The sequence below is a fragment of the Acidaminococcus fermentans genome (assembly GCF_009696675.1).
Lineage (GTDB): Bacteria > Bacillota > Negativicutes > Acidaminococcales > Acidaminococcaceae > Acidaminococcus.
The window spans coordinates 27,497-54,047 of record NZ_VULN01000011.1; the positions used below are offsets into that span (position 1 = coordinate 27,497).

Consider the following 26,551-nt stretch of genomic DNA (forward strand, 5'->3'; position numbering starts at 1 on the left):
TCAGACCCGTACCCGGGCCAGGCCTTCCAACAGCAGGTTGGCTGTCCGGTACCCGAAGGTATCCAGGATTTCCGGCACCGTTCCATTTTCCTTCCAGTCCACTCCGCAGGGCAGGATCCCTCCCGGATGACCGATCCGGATGTTCTGGAGATCCCCTTCCGGACGGAACACCTGCCGGACCAGGGTGCCGGGGACCGCTGCAGCGGCCGCGGTGCACATGGCTCCCGTCATGGCGTAACTGGGATGAGCCTTCTGCATGGACATCATCCGGGCCACCAGGTCCACCTGGTCAGCCTTTATGGTTTCCCCTGCCGAAGTGGTGTAGGCGGCAGGAGGAGCCACCAGTGTCATCTTGGGCAGTCCCGGAGTCACCCAGGCCGCTTCTTCCGGTTTCTCACAAAGTCCCAGCTTCACCGCTGCCAGGCCCCGGATGGTTTCCAGCAGCCGGAGCAGTTCCGGATCTCCGTTGATGGCATCGGGCAGTTCCGTTCCCGTAAGACCCAGGTCAGCAGCCCGGACAAATACCAGAGGGTTGGCCGCATCCACCAGGGATACTTCCACCGGACCCTTCCCCGGTACTTCCAGCACATCCACCGGGTTCCCGGTGGGCAGCAGCCCTTTCCCCAGGGTCCCCGCCGGTTCCACGAACCGGAGTTTCAACGGAGACGCCGTCCCCGGCACCCCGGCGATCCGGAATTCTCCCTCATACTGGACCTGCCCGTCACGGGTGGGGACTTCTTCCTGGATCACCTTGCCGGTGTTGGTGTTGTAGATCCGCACCAGGGTAGTGCCTTCCAGAGCCGGCACCAGTTTCTTTTCAATGGCGAAAGGCCCGACCCCGGAAGAAATGTTGCCGCAGTTGCCTCCGTAGCTGACCACCGCCTTGTCCACGGAAACCTGGGCGAAGGTGTAATCCACATCCGCGTCAGGCCGGTCCGATTTCCGGAGGATGGCCACCTTGCTGGTCACCGACTGGCTGCCTCCCAGTCCGTCGATCTGTTTCTTGTCCGGGCTTCCCATGAGCCGCAGCAGCAGGGCATCCCACTGTTTCCGATTGGCCGGAAGATCCTTTTCCAGCAGATAGACCCCTTTGCTGGTGCCTCCCCGCAGTATCGTTACCGGCAGTTTGTATGCTTTCTCCATGTTTCTGTACCTCCCTGGATTCCTGAACTCCGTTCTTTCGTTGACTCTATGGTACCAGAATTTTCAGAATGGGTTAAATTCATCTTTTATCAGTTCATCATGAATTTAATTCATGGTTTTAGACCCAAATTTACGAAGAAAAGCTTTTTTCTGAACAGTACTTTTTATAAAATCAGTTATTTTGTCACTTTTTATCCGCTTGAAGGGTTCTGTACAGAAAGAAAAGAGAATTTTTGTATTTTCAGTACAATAAAAACAATTCATGTTTTCTATATTAGCTATGGTTTTCAGGAATGATCCAGGGTATAATCAAAGAAAAAACAAGGAGGATGCCATGGATTTCAAAGAACTGAACTATGTGCTGGCCATTGCCCGGCACCAGAACATCACCAAGGCAGCAGAAGCCCTCCATCTCACCCAGCCCACCCTGTCCAAATTCCTGAAGGCCCTGGAAACAGAACTCCACCAGCCTCTGTTCCAGCGTCTGGGGAACCGGTACCAGCCCACCTACGCCGGGGAGCGGTACCTCCAGCGGGCCCGGGAGATCCTGGAGGCCAAACGGGCCCTGGACCAGGAAATGGGGGATATTATCAAGAACAACGAAGGGTATCTGAAAATCGGATTTCCCACCATGCGGGGCACCTATATGCTGCCCATCACCCTGCCCCTGTTCCATGAAAAATACCCCAATGTACGGATTGACGTCCACGAGGCCAATTCGGACCATCTGGTCCGGCTGCTCCTGGACGGGGACATCGATCTGGCCTTTTTCAACTACCTGGACCCGGAGCCCGGGCTGGCCACTACGGTGATCAGCCGGGAGGAAGTGGTGCTGGTGATGCACAAAGACAGTGAATTCACCCGATACGGACAGAAGAAGAAGGACTGCCGGTATCCCCATATGGACCTGCGGCTCCTGAAGGACCAGGGGTTCATCGTCCAGAACCCCAGCCAGCGGACCCGGCAGGTGGTGGACCGGCTGTTCCGGCAGCAGCACCTGGAGCCCCGGATCATCCTGGAAACCAAGAACATCCAGGCAGAAGCGGAACTGGCGGCCCGGGGCTACGGGTTCACCTTCATCACCGAGACCCATCTGAAGTACATCCCGGACCGGAGCCAGCTGGCCCCGTTTTCCGTAGGCAGTCCCAACACTACGGTTACCTTCGTGGCCGCCTACCGGAAAAACGGCTACCTCCCCTTCCACGCCCAGGAGTATATCAAAATCGTGAAGGAGTTTACGTAAAAAAGAGGATGCTGCACGCGCAAAAAACACACGTGCAGCATCCTCTTTTTGTCAACGGTCAACGATGGGGTGCTGCGTGCAGCACCCCTTTTTCACTTCACCATCTCCCGCATCTCCGGCAGATAGTACTTTCTTCCCTCTTCCAGGATCTGTGCCGGGATGCCGAAGAAGGGTTCGGCGATGCTGCCGGCCATGGCGGCCAGGGTGTCCGTATCCCCGCCCAGGGACACGGCGTTCCGGAGGGCGTCTTCAAAATCTTCCGCCTCCAGGAAGCTTTCCAGAGCCTGGGGCACAGAGCCTTCACAGGTGGCATCCCCCTGATAGCTGTCCCGGATCTCCTCCAGCCGGAAATCCAGGGGATAGTACTGGCGCAAATAGGTACGGATCTGGTCCTTGTTCTTGTGCTGCCGGGCCAGGAACACCGCCCCGGCCACAGCCCGGGCCGCCCGGTAGGAATCCGGATGGTTGTGGGTCACCTGGCAGGACAATACCGCCAGATGCTGGGCCTCTTCCAGGGTGGAGGCGAACCACCCTGCCGGGGATACCCGCATGGCCGCTCCGTTGCCGAAGCTGCCATAGGGCCCCAGAGACGGATCACGGAGCCACAGCCGGAATTTGCCCCCGAACCCGGCATTGGGATACTTCTGCCCCAGGTTCCGCATTTCCCGGGCCAGAAGGGGCAGCACTGTATCCGCCTCCAGCAGTTTCCCGGCCTGTTGGGCCTCCCCAAAGGCCCTTGCCACCGCCAGGGTCATAAGGGAATCGTCCGTTGCCCGGCAGCCGGGACCGAACAGGGGAAATTTCTTCCCTTTGTGCCCGGACCATTCATAAACCGATCCCACAATATCTCCGATAAATGCCCCTTCCATCCTGTACCTCCTATTTCCACTCCAATTCCACCGGGCAGTGGTCGCTGCCCATGACTTCATTGTGGATGATCACGTCCTGGATCCGGTCTTTCCCGTTCTGGGACACCAGGAAATAGTCGATCCGCCACCCGGCGTTCCGTTCCCGGGCCTTGAACATGTAGGACCACCAGGTGTAGGCACCGGTCTTGTCCGGATACAGGCTCCGGAAGGCATCCACGAACCCGTGTTCCAGGAACTGCTGGAACTTGGCCCGTTCCTCGTCCGAGAACCCTGCGTTCTTGTGGTTGCTGTCCGGATTCTTCAGATCGATGGGCTGGGCGGCCACGTTCATGTCCCCGCAGACAATCACCGGCTTCTGTTCTGCCAGTCTGGCGCAGTAGTCCTGGAACACGTCCTCCCAGTCCATCCGGTAGTCCAGCCGGGTAAGCCCCCGCTGGGAATTGGGGGTGTACACGTTCACCAGGATGAAATCCGGGTATTCGGCGGTGATCACCCGGCCTTCCTGGTCGTGTTCCGCAAGGCCCAGGCCGTAGGTCACTTTCAGGGGTTCCGTCTTGGAAAAAATGGCGGTGCCGGAATAGCCCTTTTTCACCGCGCTGTTCCAGTATTCATGGTAGCCGGGGAACTGGAAATCCGCCTGTTCCCGCTGCATCTTGGTTTCCTGGACGCAGACAATGTCCCCGTCCGCCTCTTTCATAAAATCAGCAAAGCCTTTGTTCATACAGGCCCGGAGGCCATTTACATTCCAGGTGATCAGTTTCATGGGTATACCTCGTTTGTCTTTTATCGTGAATCGTTGGTCAAAGGATACGGCGCCGAACAAATGGCGGCGCCTAACCCACCACCATTGCGCAGGCGCAACGGTCCCCCGCCCTTGAAAAGGGCGGATATACTGCACGCCGGGCTGCGCCCTTGTGCATAAAGCAATGGGCCGCAGGCCCGAGCCCCTATCCGCCCTTTTCAAGGGCGGGGGACCAGCCGCAAGGCTGGTGGTGGGTTAGCAGCCCCCGGCTGCGTTTCCATTCATCGCCATCTGCCCCGGGCAGATGGTCTCCATGGACTGCGGACTAGAGACCAGTGACTGTTTGCCTCTCCCCCAGCTCCGGAAAAATCCAGTTCAGGACCCCCAGCCAGGCTGCCCACAGAACCGGATACACCGGCTCCGGGAGGATGAATACGAAGGATGTGAGAAAGCTCCAGAAGGCCGCCGTAATGAGCAGCAGACCTCCGTTGAACAGCAGCCGGTGCTGGTAATGGGCACCGCAGCGGCAGTATTCCAGCCCCAGGGCCAGGTAGAACAGCTGCTGGAGGAAGGCCGCCCCCAGGGCTCCCTTGTCCGTGTCCCACACGGCCCACAGGGCCCCCAGTGTCATGAGCACCGGCCACAGTGTCCACAGGGCGCCCCGGGGCTGACGTATTTTCCGCCAGCCGAAGAAATGCCACACACTGTACCAGGTACAGGGCACTGTCACCAAAAACCACAGTTCCAGCAGGGGATATTCCACCCGCAGCGGCCAGGCCGCCGGAAACAGGTACAAAGTCCCCAGCACCAGGGCCACCGCGGCCAAATGCCAGGCTTTTTCCCTCTTCTTCAGCCGTTCGATCACCGGCAGGGCCAGCCACACCCCGGACCCCACCCAGAACAGCAGCACCAGTTTCAGAGGAAAATACCAGTCCAGGGCCGGAGTGGCAAAGGTGGTCAGGGTGTTGAACAGCAGCACCACCCAGAAAATCAGGTCCTTCCGCTGCCGGAGGATCAGTTTGCTCAGCTGCACCTTATCCATGGCTGGTTTTCTCCATTTTGGCCAGAAATTCCAGGCTCCGGAGGGGCCGGTCCGTCTGGTACAGGATGAACTGGTGGAGGATCTTCTCCATGGCCATCAGTTCCCGGCCCCGGACAGTGAAATCCGGAGGGGACGCCAGGTCCAAATGGAGCAGCCGGTCCATCAGGTCCCGGGTGGCCACCGTAAAGGGCAGTTCGTCCCCCATGGCACAGTTTTTGCACAAAAAGCCCCCCTGGACCAGGCTGAAATACCCGTCTTCCGTCACTGGTTCCCCGCAGCTGGTGCACTGGTCCAGGATGGGGTTCAGCCCGCACAGGGCCAGCAGCTTCAGCAGGGTGCTGTCGGTGACCAGCCGCCGGTTCCGCTTCCCCAAAAGACGGAAGGCTTCCAGCAGCAGCAGGAACACCTCTTCCTGGGGTTCCTCATCCCCCAGGAGATGTTCCGCCGCTTCCCCGATAATGGCTCCGTAGGCCAGGTTCTCCCAGTCCATGGCAAGGGGCATCTCCAGGCTTTCACAGCTCCGGAGAGAAGCCACCTTCCTCCCTGGGGAAAGGCTCAGCCGGAGATGGGCAAAAGGCTGGACCAGGCGGCCGCTCTGGCTCCGGGGATAGGCCGCTCCATAGGCCACAAAGGGGATTTTGCCGTGTTCACGACAAAAGCAGACTGCGTATTTATCCGCAGTCTGCCAGTTTTTTACTCGGAGGATCACTGCTTCGTCTTGAAACACTTCACTGCTCATGGACAGCCGCTTCCTTCTTGTCTTTTTTCAAAGGGATCACCCGGACCCGGAGCACCCGGAACCCGGTGGAATCCAGCACTTCGAACTTGTAGCCGTTTTCCTCCACACTGTCGCCCACCACCGGCTGCCGGCCGATGAGGCCGAACACATAACCTCCGATGGTGTCCTCTTCCGGATCATCGAACTGGATCCCCATGATTTCCGATACTTCATCCAGGAGCACCAGTCCGTCGAACACATAAGAACCGTCTGGCATCTTGTTGATTTCCGGCATATCCGTATCATGCTCGTCCTGGATATCCCCTACGATTTCTTCCAGCAGGTCTTCCATGGTCACCAGCCCTGCGGTGCCCCCGTATTCATCGGCTACCGCCGCCATCTGCACATGCTTGTGCTGCATCAGCTGGAGGATCTTGGCAATGGACATGCTTTCCGGCACCACGTCGATTTCCCGCATAATGGACCGGAGGTCGAAGCCCGGCTGCCGGTAGTCCGCATTCATGAATTCCCGGATGTGGACCATCCCCAGGATATGGTCCCGGTCCTCTTCACAGAGAGGGTACCGGGTGTGGCCGGATTCCCGGATCACCTTCATGTTTTCCTCGATGGGATCGTCCACGAACAGGCACACCATGTCCTGCCGGGGCACCATCACTTCCCGGGCCACCCGGTCTGCAAAGTCGAACACATTGTCAATGAGCCGGCTTTCCACCGGATCGATGCTGCCGCCTTTTTCACTGGCACTGACCATTTTCCGGATGTCATCCTCCGAATGGCTGGCCCCCTTCTGGGCCGGTTCCACCCCCATGAAATGGTACAGGGCAGCGCCCACATGCCAGAACAGATAAGCAAATGGATATAAGATTGGTTTCAGTATGCGCCCAAGCGCAGGTCCCGCGTCTATAGGACATCTCTCCTTTGATCATTTTGCCGGTTTTTCCGGCGGGGTATATCGCTCAAATTATACACTTTTTCCCGGCGTCCGGTCAATATTGGGGACGGTCTCCGGCCAGCCCCAGCCGTTTCAGGTCCCCTTCCTTTTCCCGCCATTTGGGACGGACCTTCACCCACAGTTCCAGGTACACCCGGTTCCCCAGGAAGGCTTCCATATCCTCCCGGGACCGCTGGCTGATTTCCTTCAGCATCTTCCCCTTGGCCCCGATCAGGATGGCCTTCTGAGAATCCCGTTCCACATAGATATCTCCCCGTACGTACACCATCCCGTTGGGCCGGGTCTTCATTTCCTGGACCTGGACCGCCACCGCATGGGGCACTTCGTCCCGGGTCAGCTGGAGGATCTTCTCCCGGATGATTTCCGCCGCCATCACCCGTTCCGGCTGGTCCGTATACATGTCTTCCGGATAGAAATCAGGCCCCACTGGCAGGCAGCTCTGGATTTCCTGGAGCAGAGGCGAAAAGTCCTCATCTTCCAGAGCGGACAGGGTCAATACGCTGCGGAAGGGATATTCCTTCCGGAATTTGTCGATCATGGGCAGGAGCACCGCTTTGTCCGCAAGCCGGTCGATTTTGTTCAGTACCAGGATCACCGGCGCTTTGCAGTCTTCCCGCAGCCGTTCCAGGATCACCTGTTCTCCCTTCCCCCGTTTTTCCGAGGCATCCACCACAAAAAGCACCACATCCACTTCTTTGATGGCATTGAGGGCCGCCTGGACCATGTGTTCTCCCAGTTTGTCCTGGGGTTTGTGGAGGCCGGGGGTATCCAGGAACACCATCTGGGCTTCCGCCGTGCTCAGGATGCTCAGGATCCGGTTCCGGGTGGTCTGGGGCCGGTCGGAGATGATGGCCACCTTCTCCCCCACCAGATGGTTCACCAGGGTGGATTTTCCCGCATTGGGCCGTCCCACCACGGCTACAAAACCGGAGCGATGCTGTTGGGTATTCTGTTCTTCCATATAAGTCCTTTCTGTATTACAAACTGAAATCATAAGGCAGCAGGTCCGCCACCGTGGCGGTCTTTACCTGTCCCTTCACATTGGTCAGATAGATCCGGGGGATGCGGAATTCCGCCATCACCTGCCGGCATGCCCCGCAGGGGGACACCGGTTCCGGCGTATCGGCAGTGACGCACAGGGCGGCAAACTCCCTGATACCTTCCTTCACGGCGGCAAAGATGGCACACCGTTCCGCGCAGAGGCTCAGGCCATAGGAGGCGTTTTCCACATTGCAGCCGGTGAAGATCCGGCCGTCCGCTGCCCGGACCGCTGCTCCCACCGCAAAATGGGAATAGGGGCTGTAGGAATTTTTCCGCACGGCACAGGCCGCTTCAAACAGCTCCCGGTCCAGTTCAGCCTCCATAGTTTTCCTCCGCCAGGTCCAGTTCCCGGAGGATTTCCTCCTCCCTGGCCCGCATCACCCGTTTGTCCGCCTCTTCCATATGGTCATAGCCCAAAAGGTGGAGCATGCCATGAACCGCCAGGTAGGTCATTTCCCGGGTGAGCCCATGGCCAAATTCCTCTCCCTGTTCCACGGCCCGGGGAGCGGAGATGATCACGTCCCCCAACAGGTGTTCCGCTTCCCCGTCGTCCACTTCCGGTTCCTCGTCCCCTTCGTCCAGGGCAAAGCTCAGCACGTCCGTAGGCCGGTCGATGCCCCGGTAGTCCCGGTTCAGGGTATGGATCTCTTCATTGTTTACAATGGTAATGTCCACTTCCGTGTTGTCTGTGAGGTTTTCCTTCCGGGCCACGATTTCCATGGCCTTTTTCAGGGTCTCTTCCAGTTCTTCCGGAATGGCAATCTCCGTCTGGTTGTTTTCCAGGGTAACGATCATTTTCCTTCTCCTTTATTCCTGTCAGCACCGGGCTGCCGGCGTTTCTTCCGGGCCCGGTCGTATTTTTCATAAGCCCGGATGATGGCCCCCACGATTTCGTGCCGGACCACATCCTGTTCAGAAAAATGGATGATGCCGATCCCCGGCACGTCCTGGAGCACCTGGGCCGCATTCACCAGTCCGGAAGGCCGTCCTCCCGGCAGGTCCACCTGGGTGGCATCCCCGGTGACCACCAGCTTGGAGCCGAAGCCGAACCGGGTAAGGGCCATCCGCATCTGTTCCTGGGTGGTGTTCTGGGCCTCGTCCAGGATGATGAAAGCATCATTCAGGGTCCGGCCCCGCATGTAGGCCAGAGGGGCCACTTCGATGATCCCCCGCTGGAGGTTCTTCTGGAAGGCCTCCACCCCCAGCATTTCGTACAGAGCATCATACAGGGGCCGCAGATAGGGATCCACCTTTTCCTGGAGATCCCCGGGCAAAAAGCCCAGCTTTTCCCCGGCTTCCACCGCGGGACGGGTGAGGATGATCCGTTCCACTTCCTTGTTTTTCAGGGCCTTCACCGCCATGGCCACTGCCAGGTAGGTCTTCCCGGTACCGGCGGGCCCGATGGCAATGGTAATGTCATTCTGGGCAATGGTCTTCAGATACCGCATCTGGCCCAGGGTCTTGGCCTTTACCTGCCGTCCCCGGACAGTGGTGAGCACCGTATCGGTGAACAGCTTGTGGAGCTGTTCCTCCTGGCCTTCCCGGACCAGTTTCAGGCTGTATTTCACATCATGCTGGGTAATGGGCAGCCCCTGGCGGTACAGGTACAGCAGCTCTCGGATCAGCCGGTCCGCCAGTTCCACATCCTGTTCCGCTCCCTGGGCGATCAGTTCGTTTCCCCGGGGGATCAGCCGGCAGCCCAGGCTCTCCTGCATCTGCTTCAGGTATTCATCTGTTTCTCCCAGTACCGCCACCATTTCCCGGGCGTCCTGGAATTCAAACCGTTTTTCCGTCACTTCCGACAAACTCCATTCCTCCTGCTTGTTACGAGTTGATTGACTGTTCCTTTCATTATATCGTTTCCGGAAGAAAAAAGAAACAGGAAACCCACTTGACAAAGAACCCCATTATCGTTTAGAATAAGTTTGTTGCTTATGGAACTATAGCTCAGATGGTTAGAGTATCACGTTGACATCGTGGGGGTCACTGGTTCGAGTCCAGTTAGTTCCACCAGATAAAAAGCAGAGGCTGCCGGAAGGCAGCCTTTTTTGTTGTATGGGTTCAGCGTTGGTTGTTTCAGAATCAATTTGTCAAAATTGATTTCCATCGGCCAGTGACCAGTGACAAAAAAGAGGCCCGCAGGCCTCTTTTTTCTTATTTACTTCACCCTATTCCGCAGGGTCCCGATTCCTTCGATGGAACATTCCACCACGTCCCCGCTTTTCAGGAACCGGGGCGGGTTCATGCCGATACCGGTGCCGGCGGGAGTACCGGTGGCGATGATGGTCCCGGCCCGAAGGGTCATCCCTTTGCTCAGTTCGCTGATGATGTAAGGGATTCCGTGGACCAGCAGTTTCGTGTTGCTGTCCTGGCGCAGTTCCCCATTCACCTTGCAGGTGAGATGGAGCGCCGGCGGAAAATCAAATTCATCCGCCGTAACGATGCAGGGCCCCATGGGGGCAAAGGTGTCCAGGCTCTTTCCGAAATACCACTGTTTGTGGGCCACCTGCACATCCCGGGCGGTCACGTCGTTGATGATGGTGTAGCCAAACACATAATCCCCGGCATCCTTTTCGTCCACATCCCGGGCTTCTTTGCCGATGATCACTGCCAGTTCGCATTCATAGTCCAGTTCCTTCACCACATTGAAATGGCCGTCGATGGTCCCGTCCGGATCCACCGCCCGGTCCACCCGTTTGGAGAAGTACACAGGTACCTGCCGCTGGACGATTTTTTCCGGTACATATTCATCAGGCAGTTCGTCGTCGTGGGATTTGTAGTTGATGCCCAGACAGATAATGTCATTCCGGGGATGGGTAATGGGAGCCAGGAGCTTGACCTGGTCAATGGGAACCGCACCCATGTCCACCCGGGCAATAGCCAGCAGTTCTTCAAAATCCGCCTGCTGGATCAGTTCATACATATTGTTGTACTTGTTGGCCGGGATCACAAATTTTCCATCCTCGGAAATGATCCCCACCTGTACATCGCTGTCGTATTCGAAGGTAACGATTTTCATGACTCTCCACTCCCCTAACCGATTCCACGGTACAGTGTTTTCATTTCTCTGTATTCATTGTACAATGTTTGTGCTAAAATTACCAGTATATGATACAAAACTTCCTAACTGTAAACCTTACTGTTATAGAAGAATCTGTTTTTCCCAAAGGAGGATGCCATGTTTGCCGGATATCAGCTGGATGACGGCCACGGAGACTACAACCGCAGCTACGAACAGAACTGGGATATCGATTACGCCGACTATTCCACCGACCACAGAGAGAACAACTACAGGAACTATGAATGGAAAGTTCCCAAAAGCAAAAAGGAACGGATCAAAAGTATATTGAATCATTATGAGTGACAAAGGGGTGCTGCACACAGCGTGCAGCGCCCCCTTTGTCTTTCCTCCGTGCACAAGAAATTGTTTCTAAATGGCGAAAATTCTTCTACAGTGGACAAATTCTCTGTTAATTCCCATAGTTGTCTTTACCTCGATAACACTTTGAAAAAATATTGTATGAGGTATACAAAAAACTGTTGACAATTGTATCCGGTAGTGATAAATTACGTACCATAAACAAGCATCCGATTTGATCACGGCACTTGCATTCCCGAGTGTCGGATTTTTTTCGAAGGAGTGATGATGATGAACGGATTAACGCTTGTGTGTCTTGCTATCGTAATCTTTATCTGCGCGTACATGTTTTATGGCCGCTGGCTGGTAAAGACCTGGGGAATCGAACCGGATGCGAAAACTCCTGCCTACCGTTTCCGGGATGACAAGGACTTTGCCCCTGCTTCCCGTTTCACGGTATTTGCCCATCAGTTTTCTTCCATTACCGGTGCCGGCCCTGTAACCGGTCCGATTATCGCCGCCATGTTCGGTTGGGTTCCTGCTTTCTTATGGATTTTGGTAGGCGGCGTATTCTTCGGTGCGGTACAGGATTTCACCGCTCTCTATGCTTCCGTGAAGAACGATGGCAAAGGCATGGGTGCCCTGATTGAAAAATACGTGGGCCATACCGGCTGCAAAATGTTCCTGATGTTCGGCTGGCTGTTCTCCCTCTTGGTAATCGCCGCCTTCTCTGACATTATGGCCAGCACCTTCAACGGCTTCTCCAAAACCGGCGAAATGATGGGGCCCAACGCCTCCGCCGCTTCCATTTCCATGATCTATATTGTAGTAGCCATGATCTTCGGTGTGGTGACCCGTCGGTTCAACATCCACGGCTCCAAAGAACTGATCCTGGGGATCCTGTGCATGGTGGCCATGGTGAGCCTGGGCATTGCCCATCCCATCTATGCTTCCCGTACCACCTGGCTGTATGTGACCTATGCGTACTGCTTCGCCGCTTCCATTATGCCAATGTGGCTGCTGATCCAGCCTCGTGACTATCTGTCCGTATTCCTGCTGCTGGGTATGATCCTGGCCGGTGTGGTTGGGATCATTGTTGGGAATCCTTCCATTAATATGCCTGCCTTCACTTCCTTTGATGTAGCCGGCAAGCCTTTGTTCCCCATCCTGTTTGTAACCATCGCCTGCGGGGCTGTATCCGGGTTCCATTCCCTGGTTTCTTCCGGTACTTCCTCCAAGACCATTTCCAATGAAAAAGATATGCTGCCCGTTGGGTACGGTTCCATGCTGATTGAATCCACCCTGGGTGTGGTTTCCCTGGTTATCGCCTGCTCCGTGGCTGTAAACGGCCAGCTGCCCAAAGCCACTCCGTTTGCTATCTTCGGTGGTGCCATCGGCAACTACTTCACCATGTTCGGTATTCCCAAATATTACAGCACCTGCATCGTGACCATGTGCGTATCTGCTCTGGCCATGACCACCATCGATGCGGTAACCCGTATCGGCCGGATGATGCTCCAGGAAATCCTGGCTCCGGAAGAAGGCAAGGAACAGGGTTCCGTGGCCAAGTTCCTGAGCAATACGTATGTGGCCACCGTCGTGACCCTGATCCCCAGCTACCTGCTGTGCCTGGGCGGTTACATGAATATCTGGCCGCTGTTTGGTGCTGCCAACCAGCTGCTCAGTGCCCTGTGCCTGGTTGCCCTGGCCGTATTCCTGAAAGTGACCGGACGTAAGAGCTGGATGCTCTACATCCCCATGACCTTCATGTTCCTGGTGACCATGAGCGCCCTGTGCCTGTCCATCTACGGCATCTACAAGAAAGCCATGGCCGGGGTGTTCTTCCCCATGGTGGAAGGTCTCCAGCTGGTAGTAGCCCTGTGCCTGATGTTCCTGGCCATCAACGTGGTCCGGAGCTGCACCAAGGAACTGTTCACCGGCAAAGTAGAAGTTGCCGACAAATAAAAAAAAAGACTGCCTTCGGGCAGTCTTTTTTTCATCACTCCAGCAAGAAGGGGGCTGTTGCATGAGCAACAGCCCCCTTCTTGGGTCGCAGATCGCGAGTCGTGACCCGTGGCCCGCGACCGGGAGTGTGAATTTTTTCACGCCCCCTTATCTCCCCAACAGCCGCAAAAACTCTGCCTCGTCCAGGATGGTCACTCCCAGATTCTGTGCCTTGGTGTACTTGCTGCCCGGGTCAGCTCCGGCTACTACGTAATCAGTCTTTCTGCTGACACTGCTGGTGACCTTGGCGCCCACTTCCTGGGCCATGGTCTGGGCGGTGGCTCTGTCCAGGGTGGGCAGGGTACCGGTGAACACCATGGTCTTCCCATAGAAGGGATGGTTCTCATCCTGAGCCGGTCCGGAGGTCATTTCCATATTGAGCCCCAGTTCCTTCAGCCGTTCCACAAAGGCCTGGTTCATGGGGTCAGCAAACCAGGTGACCACGCTTTCCGCAATCACCGGACCGATGTCCGGTGTCTGGGCCAGGTCTTCCTGGGTGGCTGCCATGAGCTTGTCCATGGTGCCGTATTTCTGAGCCAGGGTCCGGGCCACCTTGGCCCCTACGTGGCGGATCCCCAGGGCAAAGAGCAGCTTGTCCAAGCTCTGGCTCTTGCTCCCTTCGATGGCGCTGATCAGGTTGTCCGCGCTTTTGGGCCCCATCCGGTCCAGCTGCTGGACCTGTTCCCGGGTCAGGAGATACAGATCTCCCGGATCCTTCACCAGCCCGGCTGCCGTCAGCTGGGCCAGCACACTGGGGCCGCAGCCGTCGATGTTCATGGCGTCCCGGCTGGTAAAATGGATCAGTCCTTCCCGTCCCAGGGCCGGACAGTGGGGATTGGTGCAGCGCCAGGCCGCTTCTCCCGCCTTCCGTTCCACCTTCCAGCCGCATTCCGGACAGGTTTCCGGCATGTGGAACTCTTTTTCCTCCCCGGTCCGTTTTTCCGGCACCACCCGGAGCACTTCCGGAATGATTTCCGCGGCTTTGTTGATGATCACATGGTCCCCGATCCGGATATCCCGTTCCTTGATGAAATCTTCATTGTGGAGGGTGGCCCGGCTGATGGTGCTGCCGGACAGCCGCACCGGCTGAAGTACGGCAGTGGGGGTCAGCACCCCGGTGCGGCCCACCTGGATCACAATATCTTCCAGCACCGTTTCCGCCTGTTCCGGAGGGAACTTGTAGGCCATGGCCCAGCGGGGATCCTTGCCGGTGGCTCCCAACAGGTTCTGCTGCCATACGTCGTTTACCTTCACCACCACTCCGTCGGTGTCGTAGCCCAGGGAGGCCCGGCGTTCTCCGTGCTTTTTGATCAGTTCATTGGCTTCCTGGATGGTGTCCACCAGGGTCCGGCCTTCGGTGGTGGTGAACCCGTACTGCTGGAGCATGTCCATGGAGGCGTTGTGGGTGGGCAGGTTCCCGGCTCCCACTCCGATGCCATAGGCAAAAAAGGCCAGGGACCGTTTGGCGGTGACCCGGGGATCCAGCTGGCGCAGGGATCCGGCCGCCGCATTCCGGCAGTTGGCGAATTCCTGTTCCCCGGCTTCCTGCCGCTCCTCGTTCAGCTTCACAAAGGCCTGCCGGGGCATGTACACTTCTCCCCGCACATCCAAAAGCTCCGGGATCTCCATGCCGGGAATGGGCTTCAGCACTTTGGGAATGTTGGCAATGGTCCGGACGTTTTCCGTAACGTTTTCCCCCACCACTCCGTCACCCCGGGTGGCCGCCCGGACGAACCGGCCATTTTCATAAATGATGCTGCAGGCCAGGCCGTCGATCTTGGGTTCCACCACATACTGGACTTTGGCATCCTTCGGCAGCCCTTCATGGACCCGCCGGTCGAACTCTTCCATCTCTTCCGGGGAAAAGGCATTGGCCAGACTCAAAAGCGGGGTCATGTGCCGGACTTCCGTAAATCCTGGCTTGGCATAGCCTCCCACATGCTGGCTGGGAGAATCCGGGGTCACAAGCTCCGGATACTCTGCTTCCAGGGCTTTCAGTTCCCGCATCATGGCATCGTATTCCGCATCGGTGATCAGGGGATTGTCCTGGACATAATACAGATAGGAATTCTTTTTCATCACGGCCCGCAGCTCGTTGATCCGGGCTGCCGCCGCCTCTTTGGTCATTTCACTCATGGCACTCTGCTCCTCAGATTTTCTGCAGGATCTTGTATTTGGTGGCCAGCTGTTTGATGCCGCTGCCCGGGAAGGCCACAGTCACCAGCTGACCCTCGCTGCCGTCAGGACGGGCTTCGATGATGGTCCCCACCCCGAACTTCTTGTGCCGGCATTTGTCCCCGGCCCGGAATTCCGGCACCGGACCCCCTTCCGGCACGAAATGGCTCCGGGGAGATGGGGTATCCAGGATGCTGCCTCCCCGGTTCCGGGCAATGTTCCGGAGGCTGGCATGGGTGCCGGCGCTGCCCTGATGGCCCCGCTGACCCCCGTAGCTTCCGTAGGTGCTCCGGCGCACCGCCACGTTTTCGATCAGGTTCCGGGGAATCTCCTGGAGGAACCGGGAAGGGGGATACATGACCACATGGCCGTACACCATCCGGCTCCGGCAGCTGGTGAGATACAGCCGCTTCTTGGCCCGGGTGATTCCCACATAGCACAGCCGCCGTTCTTCTTCCAGTTTGTCCTCGTCTTCCAGACACCGCTGGCTGGGGAACAGGCCGTCTTCCATGCCTCCGATGAATACCACCGGGAACTCCAGCCCCTTGGCGGAATGGAGGGTCATGAGGGTGACGGAATCCTGGGTCAGCTTGGCGTCGTCGATGTCCGCCACCAGGGCCACATGGTTCAGGAAGTCTTCCAGGGTCTTGTTGTTCTCTTCCCCGGGATCCTTGGCAAATTCGTCGGCGATCCGGAGGAATTCGTTCAGATTGTCCAGCCGGCTCTTGGACTGGTCGGACCCTTCCAGCCGAAGAGCTTCCAGATACCCGGATTTTTCCAGCACCTGGGTCATCAGGTCCTTCACCGGCAGGGTATCCTTCACCCGGGCCAGTTCCTGGATCATGTCACTGAAGGCCTGGATTTTCCCAAAGGCCCGGCCCAGCACCTCTTTGGCCTGGACGGTCTGGAGCACTTCCGGCAGGGTCATGCCGCTTTCTTCCAACAAGCTCCGGACCTTGGCCACGGTAGCCGCCCCGATGCCCCGCTTGGGTTCGTTGATGATCCGCTCCAGCCCCTGGATGTCCCGTTCGTTGGCCAGGAACCGGAGATAGCTCAGGGTATCCTTCACTTCTTTCCGGTCGTAGAACTTCAGGCTCCCTACCATTACATAGGGGATCCCGTTGTTGATCAGGTTTTCTTCAAACATCCGGCTCTGGGCGTTGGTCCGGTACAGGATGGCCATATCCCCCAGTTTGGTGCCGTCATTCTGGAGCTTCCGGATCTGGCCCACCACGAATTCCGCCTCTTCCCGGTCGTCCCGGGCCTGGTAGTAGGCAATGGGCTGGCCGTTGCCATTTTCCGTCCACAGGTTCTTGGGCCGGCGGGCGGCGTTGTGCTTGATCACTTCATTGGCCGCATCCAGGATCACCTGGGTGGACCGGTAATTCTGTTCCAGCTTGAAGATCCGGGCCTGGGGGTAGTCCTTCTCGAAATCCAGGATGTTGCTGATGTCCGCACCCCGCCAGCCGTAGATGCTCTGGTCAATATCCCCCACCGCGCACAGGTTGTTTTCCGGAGCGCTGAGCAGTTTGGCCAGCAGGTACTGGACATGGTTGGTGTCCTGGTACTCGTCGATGAGCACGTAATGGAACTTGTTCTGGTATTTTTCCCGGACTTCCGGCACGGTCTGGAGCAGCTTCACCGTCAACAGCAGCAGATCGTCGAAATCCACCGCATTGCTCTGGACCAGATGCTTCTGGTATTCAGCGTAGATCTCCGCCACCTTCTTGGCATGGTAGTCCTCCGCCTGCCGGGCAAAAGCCGCCGCATCCACCTGGGCATTCTTGGCATTGGAAATGGTGGCCAGGAGCCCCGGAAGGGGATAGAACTTCTCGTCCAGGTTCAGCTTTTTCAGAGCTTCCTTCAGCACGTTTTTGCAGTCGGAAGGATCATAGATGGAAAAAGACGTGGTGTACCCGGGAAGAGCATTGATGTCCCGCCGGAGCAGCTGGTTGCAGAACCCGTGAAAGGTGTACAGCCACACGTCCTTGGCGGAAGGGCCCACCAGGGCATCCACCCGCTGGCGCATTTCCTTGGCCGCCTTGTTGGTGAAGGTGATGGCCAGGATGTTCCAGGGCTTCACCCCTTTTTCCAGGAGGTAGGCAATTTTGGTGGTCAGGGCTTTGGTCTTGCCGCTGCCGGCCCCGGCCAAAATTAAAATAGGCCCGGCAATCTGACGGACTGCCTCAGCCTGCTGTTCGTTCAAAGAAGCTAAAAGGTCTCTCATTTTTTCCTCGATTCTATGTTTTGTTCCCTAATATTCTAACAGATTCGGTCTTTTTTTGCTATAATAGAAGAATCCTTCAAATGAACCTGTTTTAGAAAGGAAGTCTACTATGGAACAATTCTGCGAAAAGGTTTTCCACCTGAAGGAAAACCACACCACCATGCGGACGGAGATCATTGCCGGGATCACCACCTTCATGACCATGGCCTACATCCTGATCGTGAATCCCTCCATCCTGAGCGCCACCGGCATGGACAAAGGGGCCCTGCTGACGGTCACCGCCATTGCCTCCGCCCTGGGCACCTTCTTTATGGCGGCCTTCGCCAACTATCCCTTCGCCCTGGGACCCGGCATGGGACTTAACGCCTACTTTGCCTACACCGTTTGCCTCCAGATGGGGAACACCTGGGAAATGGCCCTGTCCGCCGTACTGGTGGAAGGGATCATCTTTGTGATCCTGTCCCTTACCTCCATCCGGGAAGCCATCTTCAATGCCATCCCCATGACCCTGAAGCAGGCCATTTCCGTGGGGATCGGCCTGTTCATCGCCTTCATCGGTCTGCTGAATTCCCGGATCATCGTAGCCAACCCGGCCACCAAGGTGTCCCTGTATTCCTTTACCAAGGCCATGGCCGACGGCACCTTCCACAGTGTGGGGATCACCGTGCTGATCGCCATGGTGGGGATCCTGCTCACTTCTTTCCTGATCATCAAGAACGTCCGGGGGAACATCCTGTTCGGCATCCTGGGCACCTGGATTTTGGGGATGATCTGCGAAGCCACCGGGCTCTACGTGCCCAATCCGGAACTGGGAACCTTCAGCGTATTCCCTGATCTGTCCCGGGGCCTGGCGTCCTTTGCCCCCATCAGCCCCACGCCCCTGTTCCTGCAGCTGGACTTCTCCCATGTGCTGAGCCTGAACTTCTTCGCCGTCATCTTCGCCTTCCTGTTCGTGGATACTTTTGACACCCTGGGGACCCTGATCGGGGTGGCTGCCAAAAGCGACATGCTGGACGAAAAGGGTCAGCTGCCCCACATCAAAGGAGCCCTTATGGCTGACGCCTGCGCCACCTGCACCGGGGCGCTCCTGGGCACCAGCACTGTAACCACCTTCGTGGAAAGTGCCGCCGGGGTTTCTGAAGGAGGCCGCACCGGACTCACGTCCATTACTGTAGCCATCCTGTTCCTGTTGTCCCTGTTCTTCAGCCCCTTCTTCATGGCCATCCCCTCCTTCGCCACCGCTCCGGCTCTGGTGATTGTGGGGTTCCTGATGTTCTCTTCCGTGACCAAGATCAACATGACCGATCTGACGGAAGCCATCCCCGCCTACATTGCCATCATCGCCATGCCCTTCGCCTACAGCATTTCCGAAGGGATCTCCTTCGGGGTCATCACCTACGTGATCCTGAACCTGTTCGCAGGACACAAGGACAAGATCAGCGGCTTGATGTACGTGCTGGCAGTGCTGTTTGTCTTGAAGTATGTGTTGTTGTAAGGATTAAAAAAAGACCGCTTCGGCGGTCTTTTTTTGTCAGCGGTCAACGGCCGAAGGATGCCAGATGCCCACGCATCTGCCTTTGAACGTGAAACCCGGCGGGTTCCCTCCTGCCGCTAGAGACTAGTGACCAGTGACTGTCAGCTCATGACCATCTGCCCCCGGCAGATGGTCTCCTTTTGCGTGAGACAGAAAAGCGGCCCTGCCCCTTTTCACCCCCGCCCCCTTACACCCTGTGATGCAACTTTTACTCTTTCTCCTCCGGCTGGGGAGCCAGCATGATCTTGATGATCTCCTTATCGGTTTCCCGCATGCCTTCCCGGCCCAGCTGGCTTACGTTGCGGATGGTAGCTTCCACGCCGTTGTTCACGATGCCGTCCCCGCTCTTGAACTCGTTGCCGCTCTTGTACATGGAATAGCCCAGGAGCCCGGCTTCCACGCTGGACGCGATCTTGGCGGCGCAGGAAGCCTTGGCCCCGTCGCAGATGATCCCGGACACGATGGCCAGGGAGTTCACCAGGGTATGGGAAATGGCTTCGTACCCTTCTCCGTGGAGATAGGCGATGCCGCAGCCGGCGGCGCACCCGGCGCTGACAGCCCCGCAGTAGGCGGACAGCCGGCCGATGCCGGTCTTTTCATGGATGGCGATCAGGTTGGACAGTACCAGGGCCCGGTACAGTTTTTCCTTGGAAACATTCAGTTCCTTGGCATATTCGATTACGGGCACGGATACGGTGATTCCCTGGTTGCCGCTGCCGGAATTGATCACAACCGGCAGTTCACAGCCGTTCATCCGTGCATCGGACCCGGCAGCCGCCTTGGCCACTGCCCGGTTCTTGATGTCGCTGCCATAGGTCTTCAGCAGCACGGAACCGATGTTGGCCCCGTAGTTCCCCAGCAGTCCTTCTTCAGAAATGGCGGTGTTGCACTGGATCTGGGGATCCAGCATGGGCTTCACGTCTTCGAGGTCACAGGTATTGGCGAAATCCATGATGTCTTTGATGTTCAGCAGGTTCTTGTCCGCCAGGCCCACTTCCCTGGTTTCGTCCTGGCAGCCGGCGCCTCCGTCCTTTTTGGCTTCGTACAGGGTCTTTTCATCCTTCTGGATCAGGACGATGTTGGTGTGGTACTGGGCGATCCGCACCAGGGAAGAATGGTCTCCCTTATGGAGTTTGACAATGATGTCGAAGATCAGGCCATTGTCCACCGCATCCACTTGGATGGCCACGTTCTTCAGGAAGTCCTTCATTTCTTTCTTCTGTTCCGGAGTCACTTCCGCAATGACTTCCAGCTGCTTTTCAGCTTTGCCGCCCACGATCCCGGCGGCGGCTGCTGCCTGGATGCCTTTCAGTCCGTCAGTGTTGGGCACCACCACGCTCTTTACGTTCTTGATGATGTTGCCGCTGACGCCGATTTCCACCTTGTCCGGCATTTCACCCAGGATTTCCCGGGCTTTGGCCGCCGCATAGGCGATGGCGATGGGTTCAGTACAGCCCATGGCCGGCACCAGTTCTTCCTTCAAAATCTGTACATAGGTCTGATATCTGTTATCCATCTTTTCCATGTTAGTCTCCCCTTATTTCTTCCGATTGAAAGTCAGCCGCATCTGGTGCCACACCACATCTCCGTGGGTGGAATCAGAAATTCCTTCATCCACAAAACCGAATTTGGCATAATAGTAGACCAACCGTTCCTTGCAGGTGAGTACCACTCCCTGCCGGCCCTCCGCCTGGGCCGCATCGATGAATTTTTCCAGCACCTTTCCGGCCAGGCCCTGTTTCCGGCGGTGGGGATCCGTGTCTACTCCGAAAATCATCTGCCAGGCCCCGTCTTCCTGGTGCATATCCGCTTTTTCATACATTTCGTCGGTGAGATCCGGGTGATCCGTCACCAGTCCATTCACAAAGGAAACCAGCTGATCCCCGTCCCACAGAAGGAAAAAGTGATTGGGATAGGCCTTCACCCGGTCCGCGATGGATTTCCGGGTAGCCGCTTCTGCCTGAGGGAAGCAGGCAGCTTCCAGGCTGGCGATGGCGTCCACATCCTGGGGTTTTGCACAGCGAATTTCCATATCAGTCTTCCTCCTTTTTCCCGCTTTTGTTTTTGTCCTGAAGAATGTCCACAATGGTCTTTTCCGTTCCCGTCATGCCGGGGGAAGCGATCCGTCCCATGTTCTTCATGGTTTCTTCGGGAGTGGCCCCGTTGATTCCGTGAGCATCGAAGATATAGGCATCATCCATGGCCAGAGTTGCCGAAGCGAAGGCCATTTCCACTGCCGTCATGCCTTTCATGACGCAGCCCTGGTTGCCTCCGTCGCAGATCATGCCGGTAATGGAACTGGCCATGTTATTGAGGGCTCTTGTCATGGCCTCTGTATCCCCGCCCTTCAGGAACACCAGGGCGCAGGCGGCACCGGACATGGTGGCCACAATAAGAGCAATGGGGAAATCCATCCCCAGCTTCCCGGATAAAGACAATCTCTTCCAGAGGCACGGTCCGGGCGTAGTCCGCCAGCTGGGCCAGGGTGTACCGGTGGATTACCGGCACCTGTTCTTCTCCTTCAGCTTCCGTGATTCCGGCGGTTTTGTCCAGCACCGTCCGGCCGTCTTCCGTTACCTTCACTATGTTGGTGTGGGCGTCCCGGATCAGGCAGGAGGCACTGTGGCTCCCGGCAGCCACCCGGGCTTCGATGGAGATCCGGCTGGTGATTTCGCTCATATGGATGGCGATCTTCCCTGCCTTTACCATGGCTTCCGCTGCCTTCACATCTTCATCCGTGATCCCGTCCAGGCACAAAAGCCCTTTGTCCGGGTCTGCCGCCAGGGCTCCCAGGGCCGCCGCATAGGTGTTCCCCACATGGCTGGTGCCGGGGATGCCGCAGGTAAAGGCGTTTTTATAGATGCCGCTGTTCAGGAACAGCTCCACCTTCTCCGGTTTTTCCGGCAGATGGCGGCAGGCGGTGGAAACCGCCAGGGCAATGGCTCCAGGTTACGTCACCCCCAGGGCCGGTTTCATATCCTCACGGATCAGTTGGGTCAAAGCATGCATGGTTGTGATCTCCTTCGTTTTATTGGTAAGGAACCGCCCAAAAGGCGGGTCCTCTCCTTAGGCCGCTGTCAGTTGGCAGCTGACCGTTGACAGTCTTTATTTCAGTACTTCCTTCAGATCCAGGGTCTTGCTGCCGTCTGCTTTTACGAAGCAGGGGATCCCCAAACGTTCGGTGCTCCGGATTTCAGCGTACAGCGGATCGCTGTCCCGGAGGGCCAGGTACTGTTTCAGGTCAGCATGGCTGGCCAGGATATCCACAAAGTCGATTTCCGCGCCGGCAGCGGCCAGCTGGTTCAGGGCATAGAGGGTGTCGGGGCAGCAGTGGCTGCCGATTACTTTGATCTGCATAAGTCATCTCTCCTTATGTTGTACACTGTTTCACAGGTATTATACCAGATTTTATTTGTTCCCGCAGTCGCATCCACCGATCTGGGCGGCAATAGCTGCTTTTTCCGGATCGGTCTTCCGGTCGGTTTTTTTGTCCATCCATCCCTTGCCTTCCACCATCCGGCTGATCATCATGGAAGCCACGGTATCCCCGGAAGAGTTCAGGCAGGTGGCCATGGGGTCAACCAGGTAACCGATGGTCACGATGATGGGGAATGCTTCCTGGGGAAGCCAATTTCGACATCCGGATGTACATGGACATCCTGGACGAGGAGAACATCCAGATCTGCCAGCACACCTACACTGGCCGGATCACCCATTACGGAGCCCTGACCAATATGGTGTTCCAGAACTACAATGTGCGGCTGGAGCAGTACATGATCTCCGTCCCCTCCCCCTACATCGACGGGGAACAGAAATGGGCCCTGGCCTTCGGCATTTCCTCCCATCCCCTGATGCCCACCTCCGCCAAGCTGCTCCTGAGCAAAAAAAGGCTGGAAAAAACGAAGGAGCTGGCCCAGAAACTGACCATCTCCAAAGAGGATATCCGATTGTTGAAGCTGTATAATTTGTTTGTGGTGCTGTAATGAAAAAGGCCGCCGGATTTTCCGGCGGCCCTTTTGTCAGCTGACCGTTGACAGGGCTGTTGCGCAGGCAACAGCCCCGTTTCATCTCCTCCCCCTCTCGCTCCCCCATTCCACCGCCAGCACCAGGACAGCCAGGCCCCATAAAAAGGCTCCGGCTTCCTGCCATTTGTACTGCTGGAGGGCCAGGATGAGAGGAGTGCCTATGCCTCCGGCGCCTACCAGGCCCAGGATGGAAGCTTCCCGGAGATTCACATCCAGCCGGTAGAGCAGAGCCGTGGCTGTACTTTTTTTCAGCTGGGGCAGGATGGTCCACCGAAAGGCGGCGGCCCACCCGGTACCCATGGCCCGGCAGGCGTCAAAGGGCTGTCTGTCCCCGCTGTCCAGCCCGATCTGGAACCGTTTGGCCAGGAGACCGATGCTGCACACCCACAGGGTCAGGGTACCGGCAAAGGGGCCGGGCCCGGTAACCCGGAGCCACATGAGCCCATAGACGAAAACCGGTACCGTCCGGATGCCCAGGAGCACCAATCGGGGCAACAGAGCCCCTTGCACCGGCAGGAACCGGAAACTGGAGAAAAAGGCCAGGAAACCGGCGGCCATGCCTCCCCCCAGGGTTCCCAGGAAGGCCATGGCAAACGTCTCGCCCAACAACCAGGGGACCCCATCTTTTTCCAGGGAAAACAGTAGGGACGGGTCCGGTGCCAAAAGTCCCCGGATCATGGCCCGGGCTGCTCCCAGGCCTCCCCTGCCTGCCGGTTCCAGAGTTCCCAGGGATCCCAGGAAAAGCACTATTCCCAGTACCACCATCCCCTTTTTCATCCAGGATTGGAGCCGCCACTGGCCGTTCAGCACCTTCCCCAGGGCTTCGCTGAGACTTTCTGAAGCCAGCACAGCGCCGTAAAGCAGTACCAGGATGGACCCTACCCGGCTGTAGGCCCGCCAGGCCAGCTGCTGGTTCATCAGCAGCCCGATGCCCCCGGCTCCCACATATCCCAGGATGGCCGCCTGGCGCACATTGGCTTCCCACAGATACAGGGCATTGTTCAGATACCCGGGGAGCAGCCGGGGCAGAATGGCCCGGCAGAAGGCCTTTCCCCGGCCGCAGCCGGATGCTTCCAGGGCCCGGGCGGTTTTCCAGTCCAGATTCTCCATATCTTCATACCCCAGCCGGGTCATTACCCCGAAGGTACTGAAGGTGAGAGCCAAGGTACCGGCCAGAGTCCCCAGCCCCACCAAGAAGGTGCACAGAAGAGCCAGGATCAAGGCCGGCACCGTCCGCAGCAGCTGGATAAAGCAAAGGAAGGACACCCGGATCCAGGGATGGGGATCGGTCCGCCGGCTGCCCAGGACGGCTCCCAGAAGGCCCAGCAGACTGCCCAGGAAGGAGCCCGCCAGAGACATGCGCACGGTGCCAAGAAGAGGGCCTGCCGCTTCCTGGAAAAATCCCTTATCCGGGGGCACCATGGCCCGGGCGATGTCAAAGAACCGGCTGCCCCGCTCTTCCAGCAGTTCCAGGTCGAAACCTGTCTCGGCCAGGGAGACGGCCGTCATCCCCAGCACCAGGATCCAGACCGTTCTTTTTTTCATGACTCCCTCCTGTACAGCTGCCTGAGTCTGTCTTCCGTCCAGGCCTCCGGCGGCCCCTGGAACAAGATCCGTCCCTGACGGAGCCCCATCACCTGTTGGGAGAAAGCCATGGCCTGTTCCACATTGTGGCTGTTCATGACCACCGTAAGCCCCCGGATCTCCTGGAGCTTCCGGAGAAGTTCCAGAATGGCCTGGCCCGTTCCCGGGTCCAGGGACGCCACCGGTTCATCCGCCAGGATCACCGAGGCTTCCTGGACCAGAGTCCGGGCAATGGCCACCCGCTGTTTCTGACCCCCGCTGAGACTTCCGGCCAAGGTATCCTCCCTGTCTCCCAGTCCCACCATTTCCAAGGCTTGCCGGGCTTTGGACACTTCCTCTTCCGGGAACTTCCCCCACAGGGCACGCCACAGGCTGATCCGTCCCAGAGCCCCGCAGAGCACATTTTCCAGACAGGTGCTTTCTTCCACCAGACAGAAATCCTGGAAGATCATCCCCACCTGCTGCTGGACCTGCCGGCGGTGCTTCCCTTTCAGCGTATCGAACCGTCTGCCTTCTACCCACACTTCTCCGGACAGGGGCCGGACCATGCCGTTGAACAGTCGGAGCAGGGTGGTCTTCCCGGCGCCACTGGGGCCGATCAGAGATACAAAAGAACCCCGGGGCACGGAAAGGGACACCCCCTGAAGAATGGGATGCCCCTTTTCATAGGCCTGGATAATATTTTTCAGTTCCAGTGCGGTCGGGTTCATTGGAGTTCCTTCCGGATTTTCCGTTCCCCGTCATAGTCGGAAGCCTGGGCCCAGTCATACCCTTTGTGGCCGATGGTCTTCAGCACCTTCAGTCCTTCTTCCGTTTTCCCGATTTCGATCAGGGCTTCTCCCAGAGCCTTCCGGAAAGCCGGGTCCTGCATTACCTTGCTGGTTTTGCTTACGCTCACCGTGTCGTTGAAAATCTTCCCGGTGACCCCGATGATCCCTGTCTGGTCCCAGATGGATCCGGTGCCCCCCAGTTTGGCCTGCCAGTCTTTTTCCATCTTGGCCCGGATATGGGAATAAGCCACCATTACATCCACCTGGCCGGAAGCCAGACGGGCTGTGGAAGTAGTGTAGGAATCGGACTGGACCACATGGGACAGGTCCTTCAGGGTCTTCCCGTAATTTTCCTTCAGCCACAGGGAAGGATACAGGTAGCCTGAAGCAGATGCCGGACTCATCACCGCCCAGTTCAGGCTGTCCAGTTCCTCCCAGGTGGGCTTTTCTCCCTGCTTCACCCTGGCCAGCAGGGCCTGTCCCTTGGGGCTGGGGCCCACCACCACAGCAGACCGGTAGTACTTCACCAGATTTTTGGTGAATTTGTCCGGCTGGCCGTTGTTCCATACGGACAGATCCGTGGTATCCTTGTCGATGCCTTCCCGGAGGGCTGTCAGCAGCACATCCACATCCTGGTCACAGAGTACGTAGGTGGCCCCGGAAATGAAGCCCACATCGGCGCTGCCGGCACTAAGGGCTTCTCCCACTGCATTGTAGGAGGTTCCCACGTTCAGGGTGATTTTTTTCACGTCATAGCCCTTTTCCTTCAGTTTGGCCTGGAGCATCTTCCCCAAAGGCTCGGTTTTGGTCCGCAGGGTATCCGCATCCTGATAAGGTGAAATGGCGATTTTCAGTTCCGGAATGGTCTTGCTGCCGGCCTCCTGTTTCTTTTCCGTGCTGCCGCAGCCGCCCAGGACCATGGCCCCGGCCAGCAGCACCCCCAGCATCTTCATCCAGTTCTTCACAGTACTTCCTCCTTTTCTACACAAAAAAACCGGCTGCCGCTTTCTTGGCGACAGCCGGTTTTTTGTACGGTTCCCAGGATGCGGCAGAGAGACTCCTCCCTCCGGCGGTCGGTACTTGGGTACCCTCTCAGCCCGGTC

General features: G+C 57.5%; 26 protein-coding genes, 1 tRNA gene and 1 pseudogene. 6 read left to right on the plus strand and 22 right to left on the minus strand.

All coding sequences use genetic code 11. The annotated features are described in order from the left end of the window. Positions 1-1,143 carry a 2-methylaconitate cis-trans isomerase PrpF family protein gene (locus FX155_RS08225; protein WP_154488392.1) on the minus strand — a complete coding sequence of 381 codons (1,143 nt, stop codon included), beginning with the start codon at positions 1,141-1,143 and terminating at the stop codon, positions 1-3. A gap of 334 nt (positions 1,144-1,477) precedes the next feature. Between FX155_RS08225 and FX155_RS08230 the strand changes: the two genes are divergently transcribed. After that, positions 1,478-2,386 carry a LysR family transcriptional regulator gene (locus FX155_RS08230; RefSeq protein WP_154488393.1) on the plus strand — a complete coding sequence of 303 codons (909 nt, stop codon included), beginning with the start codon at positions 1,478-1,480 and terminating at the stop codon, positions 2,384-2,386. A gap of 92 nt (positions 2,387-2,478) precedes the next feature. Here FX155_RS08230 and FX155_RS08235 read toward each other — a convergent pair whose 3' ends face one another. The 9 genes from FX155_RS08235 to FX155_RS08275 form a co-directional block, all read right to left on the minus strand. Beyond that, the gene (locus FX155_RS08235; protein ID WP_154488394.1) at positions 2,479-3,255 is read right to left on the minus strand and encodes an ADP-ribosylglycohydrolase family protein; all 777 of its coding nucleotides are present in this window, start codon (positions 3,253-3,255) and stop codon (positions 2,479-2,481) included. A 10-nt stretch (positions 3,256-3,265) separates the two neighbouring features. Continuing rightward, complete coding sequence (locus tag FX155_RS08240; protein WP_154488395.1) at positions 3,266-4,018, minus strand: exodeoxyribonuclease III; 753 nt, start codon at positions 4,016-4,018, stop codon at positions 3,266-3,268. A 304-nt stretch (positions 4,019-4,322) separates the two neighbouring features. Then, positions 4,323-5,039: a hypothetical protein gene (locus tag FX155_RS08245; protein WP_154488396.1), complete on the minus strand. Its 717-nt coding sequence runs from the start codon at positions 5,037-5,039 to the stop codon at positions 4,323-4,325. Continuing rightward, a complete protein-coding gene (gene recO, locus FX155_RS08250) occupies positions 5,032-5,778 on the minus strand; it encodes a DNA repair protein RecO (RefSeq protein WP_154488397.1) in 747 nt (248 codons plus the stop codon). Before recO ends, FX155_RS08245 begins: the two co-directional genes overlap by 8 nt. After that, positions 5,768-6,610, minus strand: a complete 843-nt coding sequence (locus FX155_RS08255) for a hemolysin family protein (RefSeq protein ID WP_022487754.1) — start codon at positions 6,608-6,610, stop codon at positions 5,768-5,770. Before FX155_RS08255 ends, recO begins: the two co-directional genes overlap by 11 nt. 154 nt (positions 6,611-6,764) lie before the next feature. Continuing rightward, complete coding sequence (gene era, locus FX155_RS08260; RefSeq protein ID WP_022487753.1) at positions 6,765-7,691, minus strand: GTPase Era; 927 nt, start codon at positions 7,689-7,691, stop codon at positions 6,765-6,767. Between the two features lie 16 nt (positions 7,692-7,707). Further along, entirely contained in the window at positions 7,708-8,094 is a 387-nt protein-coding gene (locus FX155_RS08265) for a cytidine deaminase (protein ID WP_195839641.1), read from the minus strand. Continuing rightward, on the minus strand, positions 8,084-8,566 hold the full coding sequence (gene ybeY, locus FX155_RS08270; RefSeq protein WP_154488399.1) for an rRNA maturation RNase YbeY: 483 nt from the start codon (positions 8,564-8,566) through the stop codon (positions 8,084-8,086). The genes FX155_RS08265 and ybeY overlap by 11 nt, the downstream gene beginning before the upstream one ends. Next, positions 8,563-9,576, minus strand: a complete 1,014-nt coding sequence (locus tag FX155_RS08275) for a PhoH family protein (protein WP_154488400.1) — start codon at positions 9,574-9,576, stop codon at positions 8,563-8,565. The genes ybeY and FX155_RS08275 overlap by 4 nt, the downstream gene beginning before the upstream one ends. Positions 9,577-9,707: 131 nt before the next feature. Here FX155_RS08275 and FX155_RS08280 point away from each other — a divergent pair. Next, positions 9,708-9,784 (plus strand) — tRNA-Val (locus FX155_RS08280). A 145-nt stretch (positions 9,785-9,929) separates the two neighbouring features. On the opposite strand, the gene FX155_RS08285 is transcribed toward FX155_RS08280, so the two are convergent. After that, positions 9,930-10,790 carry a fumarylacetoacetate hydrolase family protein gene (locus FX155_RS08285; RefSeq protein ID WP_154488401.1) on the minus strand — a complete coding sequence of 287 codons (861 nt, stop codon included), beginning with the start codon at positions 10,788-10,790 and terminating at the stop codon, positions 9,930-9,932. 159 nt (positions 10,791-10,949) lie between these two features. On the opposite strand from FX155_RS08285, the gene FX155_RS08290 reads away from it, so the two are divergent. After that, a complete protein-coding gene (locus FX155_RS08290; protein ID WP_022487748.1) occupies positions 10,950-11,135 on the plus strand; it encodes a hypothetical protein in 186 nt (61 codons plus the stop codon). Positions 11,136-11,420: 285 nt separating this feature from the next. Continuing rightward, a complete protein-coding gene (locus FX155_RS08295) occupies positions 11,421-13,094 on the plus strand; it encodes a carbon starvation protein A (RefSeq protein WP_154488402.1) in 1,674 nt (557 codons plus the stop codon). A gap of 147 nt (positions 13,095-13,241) precedes the next feature. Here FX155_RS08295 and ligA read toward each other — a convergent pair whose 3' ends face one another. Together ligA and pcrA are read right to left on the minus strand one after the other, a co-directional pair. Next, complete coding sequence (gene ligA / locus FX155_RS08300; protein ID WP_154488403.1) at positions 13,242-15,269, minus strand: NAD-dependent DNA ligase LigA; 2,028 nt, start codon at positions 15,267-15,269, stop codon at positions 13,242-13,244. Between the two features lie 13 nt (positions 15,270-15,282). After that, positions 15,283-17,535: a DNA helicase PcrA gene (pcrA, locus tag FX155_RS08305; protein WP_154488404.1), complete on the minus strand. Its 2,253-nt coding sequence runs from the start codon at positions 17,533-17,535 to the stop codon at positions 15,283-15,285. A 109-nt stretch (positions 17,536-17,644) separates the two neighbouring features. Here pcrA and FX155_RS08310 point away from each other — a divergent pair, with 109 nt between their 5' ends. Then, the gene (locus FX155_RS08310) at positions 17,645-19,030 is read left to right on the plus strand and encodes an NCS2 family permease (RefSeq protein WP_022486671.1); all 1,386 of its coding nucleotides are present in this window, start codon (positions 17,645-17,647) and stop codon (positions 19,028-19,030) included. Positions 19,031-19,277: 247 nt separating this feature from the next. Here FX155_RS08310 and FX155_RS08315 read toward each other — a convergent pair whose 3' ends face one another. From FX155_RS08315 to FX155_RS11565, 6 genes and pseudogenes are all read right to left on the minus strand, one after another. Further along, a complete protein-coding gene (locus tag FX155_RS08315; RefSeq protein ID WP_154488405.1) occupies positions 19,278-20,594 on the minus strand; it encodes a serine dehydratase subunit alpha family protein in 1,317 nt (438 codons plus the stop codon). Between the two features lie 12 nt (positions 20,595-20,606). Next, positions 20,607-21,101, minus strand: a complete 495-nt coding sequence (locus FX155_RS08320) for a GNAT family N-acetyltransferase (protein ID WP_154488406.1) — start codon at positions 21,099-21,101, stop codon at positions 20,607-20,609. 1 nt (position 21,102) lies between these two features. After that, complete coding sequence (locus tag FX155_RS11555; protein ID WP_229778497.1) at positions 21,103-21,483, minus strand: L-serine ammonia-lyase, iron-sulfur-dependent, subunit alpha; 381 nt, start codon at positions 21,481-21,483, stop codon at positions 21,103-21,105. Beyond that, positions 21,377-21,955, minus strand: coding sequence for a hypothetical protein (locus tag FX155_RS11560; RefSeq protein WP_229778498.1), 579 nt, complete (start codon positions 21,953-21,955; stop codon positions 21,377-21,379). The genes FX155_RS11555 and FX155_RS11560 overlap by 107 nt, the downstream gene beginning before the upstream one ends. Positions 21,956-22,174: 219 nt before the next feature. Continuing rightward, positions 22,175-22,426 carry a glutaredoxin gene (locus FX155_RS08330; protein ID WP_154488407.1) on the minus strand — a complete coding sequence of 84 codons (252 nt, stop codon included), beginning with the start codon at positions 22,424-22,426 and terminating at the stop codon, positions 22,175-22,177. Positions 22,427-22,477: 51 nt separating this feature from the next. Continuing rightward, positions 22,478-22,693 (minus strand): annotated as a pseudogene (locus FX155_RS11565) (hypothetical protein); the annotation flags it as partial. Between FX155_RS11565 and FX155_RS08340 the strand changes: the two are divergent. Continuing rightward, positions 22,681-23,052, plus strand: a complete 372-nt coding sequence (locus FX155_RS08340) for a hypothetical protein (RefSeq protein ID WP_154488408.1) — start codon at positions 22,681-22,683, stop codon at positions 23,050-23,052. The pseudogene FX155_RS11565 and the gene FX155_RS08340 overlap by 13 nt on opposite strands. 81 nt (positions 23,053-23,133) lie before the next feature. Here FX155_RS08340 and FX155_RS08345 read toward each other — a convergent pair whose 3' ends face one another. Genes FX155_RS08345 through FX155_RS08355 form a run of 3 tightly spaced genes read right to left on the minus strand, consistent with a single transcriptional unit; the run spans position 23,134 to position 26,413 of the window. After that, on the minus strand, positions 23,134-24,639 hold the full coding sequence (locus FX155_RS08345; protein WP_154488409.1) for a PhnE/PtxC family ABC transporter permease: 1,506 nt from the start codon (positions 24,637-24,639) through the stop codon (positions 23,134-23,136). Next, positions 24,636-25,388, minus strand: coding sequence for a phosphonate ABC transporter ATP-binding protein (gene phnC / locus FX155_RS08350; RefSeq protein ID WP_154488410.1), 753 nt, complete (start codon positions 25,386-25,388; stop codon positions 24,636-24,638). The genes FX155_RS08345 and phnC overlap by 4 nt, the downstream gene beginning before the upstream one ends. Further along, positions 25,385-26,413, minus strand: coding sequence for a phosphate/phosphite/phosphonate ABC transporter substrate-binding protein (locus tag FX155_RS08355; RefSeq protein WP_326831130.1), 1,029 nt, complete (start codon positions 26,411-26,413; stop codon positions 25,385-25,387). The genes phnC and FX155_RS08355 overlap by 4 nt, the downstream gene beginning before the upstream one ends. Positions 26,414-26,551 lie beyond the last annotated feature (138 nt).

What these genes read in the sequence shown, in the direction of transcription:
- FX155_RS08290 (WP_022487748.1), top strand. Translation starts at nt 10,950, where the DNA reads ATGTTTGCCGGATATCAGCTGGATGACGGCCACGGAGACTACAACCGC.
- FX155_RS08330 (WP_154488407.1), bottom strand. Translation starts at nt 22,426, where the DNA reads ATGCAGATCAAAGTAATCGGCAGCCACTGCTGCCCCGACACCCTCTAT.
- FX155_RS08245 (WP_154488396.1), bottom strand. Translation starts at nt 5,039, where the DNA reads ATGGATAAGGTGCAGCTGAGCAAACTGATCCTCCGGCAGCGGAAGGAC.
- FX155_RS08295 (WP_154488402.1), top strand. Translation starts at nt 11,421, where the DNA reads ATGAACGGATTAACGCTTGTGTGTCTTGCTATCGTAATCTTTATCTGC.
- ligA (WP_154488403.1), bottom strand. Translation starts at nt 15,269, where the DNA reads ATGAGTGAAATGACCAAAGAGGCGGCGGCAGCCCGGATCAACGAGCTG.
- FX155_RS08240 (WP_154488395.1), bottom strand. Translation starts at nt 4,018, where the DNA reads ATGAAACTGATCACCTGGAATGTAAATGGCCTCCGGGCCTGTATGAAC.
- recO (WP_154488397.1), bottom strand. Translation starts at nt 5,778, where the DNA reads ATGAGCAGTGAAGTGTTTCAAGACGAAGCAGTGATCCTCCGAGTAAAA.
- FX155_RS11555 (WP_229778497.1), bottom strand. Translation starts at nt 21,483, where the DNA reads ATGGATTTCCCCATTGCTCTTATTGTGGCCACCATGTCCGGTGCCGCC.
- FX155_RS08320 (WP_154488406.1), bottom strand. Translation starts at nt 21,101, where the DNA reads ATGGAAATTCGCTGTGCAAAACCCCAGGATGTGGACGCCATCGCCAGC.
- FX155_RS08285 (WP_154488401.1), bottom strand. Translation starts at nt 10,790, where the DNA reads ATGAAAATCGTTACCTTCGAATACGACAGCGATGTACAGGTGGGGATC.
- FX155_RS08310 (WP_022486671.1), top strand. Translation starts at nt 17,645, where the DNA reads ATGGAACAATTCTGCGAAAAGGTTTTCCACCTGAAGGAAAACCACACC.
- ybeY (WP_154488399.1), bottom strand. Translation starts at nt 8,566, where the DNA reads ATGATCGTTACCCTGGAAAACAACCAGACGGAGATTGCCATTCCGGAA.
- FX155_RS08315 (WP_154488405.1), bottom strand. Translation starts at nt 20,594, where the DNA reads ATGGAAAAGATGGATAACAGATATCAGACCTATGTACAGATTTTGAAG.
- era (WP_022487753.1), bottom strand. Translation starts at nt 7,691, where the DNA reads ATGGAAGAACAGAATACCCAACAGCATCGCTCCGGTTTTGTAGCCGTG.
- FX155_RS08340 (WP_154488408.1), top strand. Translation starts at nt 22,681, where the DNA reads ATGCTTCCTGGGGAAGCCAATTTCGACATCCGGATGTACATGGACATC.
- pcrA (WP_154488404.1), bottom strand. Translation starts at nt 17,535, where the DNA reads ATGAGAGACCTTTTAGCTTCTTTGAACGAACAGCAGGCTGAGGCAGTC.
- phnC (WP_154488410.1), bottom strand. Translation starts at nt 25,388, where the DNA reads ATGAACCCGACCGCACTGGAACTGAAAAATATTATCCAGGCCTATGAA.
- FX155_RS08225 (WP_154488392.1), bottom strand. Translation starts at nt 1,143, where the DNA reads ATGGAGAAAGCATACAAACTGCCGGTAACGATACTGCGGGGAGGCACC.
- FX155_RS08345 (WP_154488409.1), bottom strand. Translation starts at nt 24,639, where the DNA reads ATGAAAAAAAGAACGGTCTGGATCCTGGTGCTGGGGATGACGGCCGTC.
- FX155_RS08230 (WP_154488393.1), top strand. Translation starts at nt 1,478, where the DNA reads ATGGATTTCAAAGAACTGAACTATGTGCTGGCCATTGCCCGGCACCAG.
- FX155_RS08265 (WP_195839641.1), bottom strand. Translation starts at nt 8,094, where the DNA reads ATGGAGGCTGAACTGGACCGGGAGCTGTTTGAAGCGGCCTGTGCCGTG.
- FX155_RS08235 (WP_154488394.1), bottom strand. Translation starts at nt 3,255, where the DNA reads ATGGAAGGGGCATTTATCGGAGATATTGTGGGATCGGTTTATGAATGG.